Consider the following 5,117-nt stretch of genomic DNA (forward strand, 5'->3'; position numbering starts at 1 on the left):
AAAGGGGAGGCTAAGGTTATCCTTAATGAAGTCAATAGTCGTGACCCCTCGCGGCTAAACGGTATGTTGGAGGTAGCAGGTCGCCGCGCCGATATTGTTATCGCCAATCCCGCCGGGATCACCTGCGATGGCTGTGGCTTTATCAATGCTAACCGTACCACCTTAACCACCGGACAGGTGCAGTTATCAGAGGGGAAAATAAGTCATTACGCCGTTCAACAGGGCGTGATTCGTGTTGAAGGCAAAGGGATGGACAGTACGCGTCAAGATAGCACGGAACTCCTTGCTCGCGCAGTCAAAATTAATGCGGCATTGCACGCCAATAGCCTAACGGTAACCGTGGGGCAGAATAAGATTGATGCCACGACCGGGGCGCTACAGGCCCAGGCCAGCGAGGAGCGTGAACGGCCTCAGTTTGGTATCGATGTCTCCGAGCTCGGCGGTATGTATGCCAATAAAATCGTATTGCGTGGTAGCGAGTCCGGGGTTGGGGTTCGCAATGCCGGAACCCTGGGGGCATCCGCGGGGGATGTGGTCATTACCGCTCAGGGTACCTTGACTCACAGCGGGCATATCCAAGCAAGCGAAACCATTGCGTTAACCGCCCGTGGAAATATCGCGAGCAGTGGGGTTCTCGCCGCCGGGATCACCCGTGAAGGTCAAGCGAATCAAACCGGTAACCTTGTGGTGACTAGCGAAGCCGATGTGACGCTCAGCGGTGTGCAACAGGCGAAAGAGCGTGTAACAGTGAGCGCTAAACAGATCACGGCCAATAGCAGCCACACGCAAGCTCAGCATGTTGAGTTGCGCGCCAGCAAAGGTAATGTTGAGACCCGAAAAGCCGTTGTCGTGGCGAAACAGATTACGATCAATAGCGCCGACCAGCTCATTAACGATGAGGGGTATCTGAGTGGCGACGCGCTATCCATTACCGCTCGCCGTCTTTCAAATCGAGCGGGGACGCTAGCGCAGCACGGGGAACAAGCGTTAACGCTGTCACATGAAGCAGGGATCGATAACACCCAAGGCAATATCATCACGCAAAGTCAGCGCTTGCGGTTGACAGGCTCGCACCTCACTAATCAGCAGGGACAAATCAGTGCAACCGATATCGAGGTGAACACGGGCTTATCGACCGTTAATAATGAACAGGGAATACTGAGCGCGAGGCGACGTTTTTCGCTGTTCAGCCAAGGGCTTAATAATGATCGAGGTTTGATACAAGCGGGCGAAGCGGTGGCTATTGCCCTGCAAGGCGGGCGGCTAACGAACCGAGATAATGCCAATAAGGGGGGCATTCTTAGTCAGGGGCGTTTATCTCTTAGCAGCGGTGAACTCGATAATAGCCAAGGCCTTATCGCGACACGAGATACCTCAACCTTTACGACAGCGGCCTTGATTAACCATGCGGGAACAATACTCAGCGGGGCGGATCTGACCCTCAGCAACACGGGGTTGGTGAATACGCAAGGCCTGATCCAAGCGGATCAAACATTGACGCTGACCAGTCAGCACGGGAACGTGACGAATACGCAGGGCGAATTACTCGCCGGAAAAACGTTATCACTACAAAGTGGTGCGCTCTTGAATGATCAGGGGCGCATTGTGGGGCAAGCTGATGTTGCGGTAAATACCGGTGGCCAACGGCTCGATAACGCTCAGGGGCTGATAGCGGCTGGGGAAGGCCTAACCCTGCTGGCAGGTCAGTTGACTAACTCTCGCGGAAACATTCACGCACGGGAAGATGTTCAGGTAAATGTCACCGACCACGTTGATAATACTCAGGGATGGCTACGCAGTGGCCAAGCCATGACCCTGATAGCGACAACGCTTACCAATCGTGGCGATAAATCCGCTCAACAGGGCATCGAAGGGCAGTCGATTAGCCTGCATAGCCAACAGATGGATAACACGGGCGGTGCGGTACGCGGTCAAGGCAACGTAGAGATTCATATCGATAATACCCTTGATAACCGCTCTGGGTTGCTCTCTTCTCAGCAGCAACTCGTTATTCAGGGGAGCCCGGATGCTGTTGTGCATAATGATGCCGGTACGGTGATTGCCGATGAACGCTTACAGATTAGCGCGGGTTCATTAAGTGGCCGCGGTGACGTGCTCTCTTATGATTCGATGGCACTCTCTTTCGACAAACACGTCCTGCATCTTGGCCGGATGATGGCAAATGGCGAGATGACCGCCACTTTTCACCAAGGACTCGATAATCAAGGGCTACTGAACGCAGGGGGGAGCCTGCGTATGCAGCTCCCCGCCCTTACTAACCAAAAAGACGGTGAAATCAGCGCAGGTCAGACCCATCTGCGGGTCGAAACCACCTTGGTTAATCAGGGACTGATTGATGGGGGCGTGACCCACATTCGTGCCGAACACATCGATAACATCGCCGGAGGACGTCTTTACGCAGACCAGCTTGCCCTTGAGGCTCATACCTTGACTCAGCGAGCACAAGACGGGTTGGCTCCCGTTATTGCTGCACGCCAGCAGTTAGCGATTGCCGTTCATCACCTGAATAATCTCGCCCAAAGTCTTATTTTTAGTGCAGGCGAGTTAATGATTGGCGGTCGACTCACGGCACAAGCGGGCGTGGACGGGGAGGCAACAGCCGTCACCAACGTTAGCGCAACCATCGAGTCATTAGGCACTCTGGTGCTCAATAGCCAGTCGGTGACGAACCATAATGAAACCTTAAGCACGGCTCTTGTGATGACCGAAGACGCCCCGCACCATGAGGCGGCGCTCAGTGGTTCGGCGCAGCGTTATGACTGGCGCGATGTTGATACCCATTACAAAAACAAATACGGCGTTCATACGGCAAAAATGCCAGATGGCACTCAGAATGAAGATTTTTATGAGTACGAGTTTCAGCGGACTGTGCTCGAAACACAGATGGTGAAGAGTGACCCGGGTAAAATCCTTGCGGGCGGGGATTTAGTGATTAATAGCCAGCAGGTCACCAATCAAGACAGTATCGTTATGGCAGGAGGGCGATTACTGGGCCTCATCGGGTCACTCAATAATCAGGTGACATGGGGTGAACAAATTATTACGGATGTGGGGACGGTGACCCACTGGTATGCGAAGAAAAAGGATAGACCCATTGGCGGCACGATAACCAGCCAAGGAAAGAAAAAGGGTCGCTATCAGCCATCACCCATTGTCAACACCCTCGACTTTCAGCAAATGCGTTGGCAAGCGCATGCCAATCATGAAGGCAGTGGCACCGTGGTGAATGAGCGTGAGACACAAGGTGTGACCCAACAGGCCAGTGGGGCAAGCCTATTCGATACCGATGCGCCACAACTCCCCGATACTCATCAAAAAATTAACGAAGTTGTCGATGCGACAGGCACGCCTATTCGTTTTGTTCCCGCCACGGTGAACCTGCCTGAGAGTGCCCTCTATCAGTTGCGCCCGGACAATGACGTACCGTTTTTAATAGAAACGGACCCACGTTTTACCCAGCAAAACGCCTTTCTCAGTAGCGATAAGGTCTTCGACCAACTCGCGTGGGCGCAAGGGCGATTGGCTAAGCGCTTAGGGGATGGTTTTTATGAGCAAACCTTAGTCCGTGAGCAAATTATTACCTTAACCGGCAACCGTTTTCTGCAAGGTTATGATAACGACGAACAGCAATATCGCGCACTGCTTGAAGCCGGAGTGGCGTTCGCCAAGCGGTTTCAACTTTCACCCGGCATTGCCTTAACCGCCGAGCAGATGGCGCTGATGACCCGCGATATGGTGTGGTTAGTTCAGCAAGAGGTCACCCTACAAGATGGCTCTCGCCAGCAGGTGTTGGTGCCGCAAGTTTACGCACAAGTGCGTGCGGGGGATGTCACGCGCCAAGGCGGGCTACTTTCCGCTCGGCAGGCTCAGTTGCAGCTAACGGGCGATTTTGTGAATAGCGGCACCTTGATTGGCCGGGAACTGACACAGATTAGCGCAGAGAATATTACCCATCAAGGGGGGATGTTTGGCCGCCATATTGCCCTGACTGCCCGCACGGATATGAATAACCTAGGGGGACGGCTGCAGGGCGAAGAGAGCGTCTCTGTCATGGCGGGGCGCAATATTACCAGTCAAACCTTAGTCAGCGGCGAAGGGGATAACCGTTGGCGTGATCGACCCGCCTCAATATTTGTACAGCAAGACGGGGGACGCTTAACGTTACAGGCAAATAACACCCTCACGTTGGCGGGAAGTGTGGTTCAAAATACTGGGCACGCTAGCCGTACAGACTTAGTGGCGGGGAATGATATTACGCTGACGACGGTCACAACGAACCACCACGAGGGGACAGAATGGGGTAACGGTGACCATCGTTTCGTGACGCTTTCGACCGATATAGGCAGTCAAGTTGACAGTAATGGTCAGATAACGCTGTCGGCGGGGCGAGATATCACGCTACAGGCCAGTAGTGTTAGTGCAGGAGAGGCACTGAGCCTGTTGGCGGGGCGTGATATAACGCTGAAAAGTGGTCAGTCCCAGCGTGACGTCGTCGAAAACAGTCAGCAACGCACCGCCGGTTGGTTATCCCGTAAAACGCTGTCGCGTTATGACCGTGTATCGACCACTCAGGCGCTCAGTAGCGCCGTGGAGGGGGAGCACCTTCGCCTACAGGCCGGACATAATCTTACCTTAGAGGGCAGTCGAGCGATTGCCACGCAGCACGTGGATATCCGCGCGGGCCACGATTTACGGCTGACTCACGCAGAGAATAGCCGGCAAGAAGAACACGATTATCAGGTCATACGCAAAGGCTTATCAGGGAGCGGAGGGATTGGGGTCAGTTATGGCAAACAGTCGCAGCGTAACACGCATAAAGGGGTTTCAGTGAGCCCGCTCGGCAGCTTAGTGGGCAGTAGCGAAGGGAGTGTGCGATTAACCGCGGGGAATGCATTAACCCTAACCGGCGCCGAGCTATTGGCGAAGCAAGATATGCAGCTCACCGCCAAACAGGTGACGCTCTCGCCAAGCGAATCGCACAGTCGTCAGCGTCATTTTTCTGAGCAAAAAAGCAGTGGCTTCACGCTCGCCTTGTCTGGCAGCGTCGGAGGCTTGGTGAACCAAGCAATGACGCAAGCCCACTCGGCCAGCCAAGC

At 54.2% G+C, this 5,117-nt stretch carries 1 protein-coding gene; it reads left to right on the forward strand.

Annotated elements, in window-relative coordinates:
• On the forward strand, window positions 1-5,117 hold a 5,117-nt coding region (locus HGT73_RS14425), incomplete at both ends, for a two-partner secretion domain-containing protein (protein ID WP_214215952.1).

This window comes from Rosenbergiella australiborealis (assembly GCF_018494035.1).
In the GTDB taxonomy this organism is placed as follows: domain Bacteria; phylum Pseudomonadota; class Gammaproteobacteria; order Enterobacterales; family Enterobacteriaceae; genus Rosenbergiella; species Rosenbergiella australiborealis.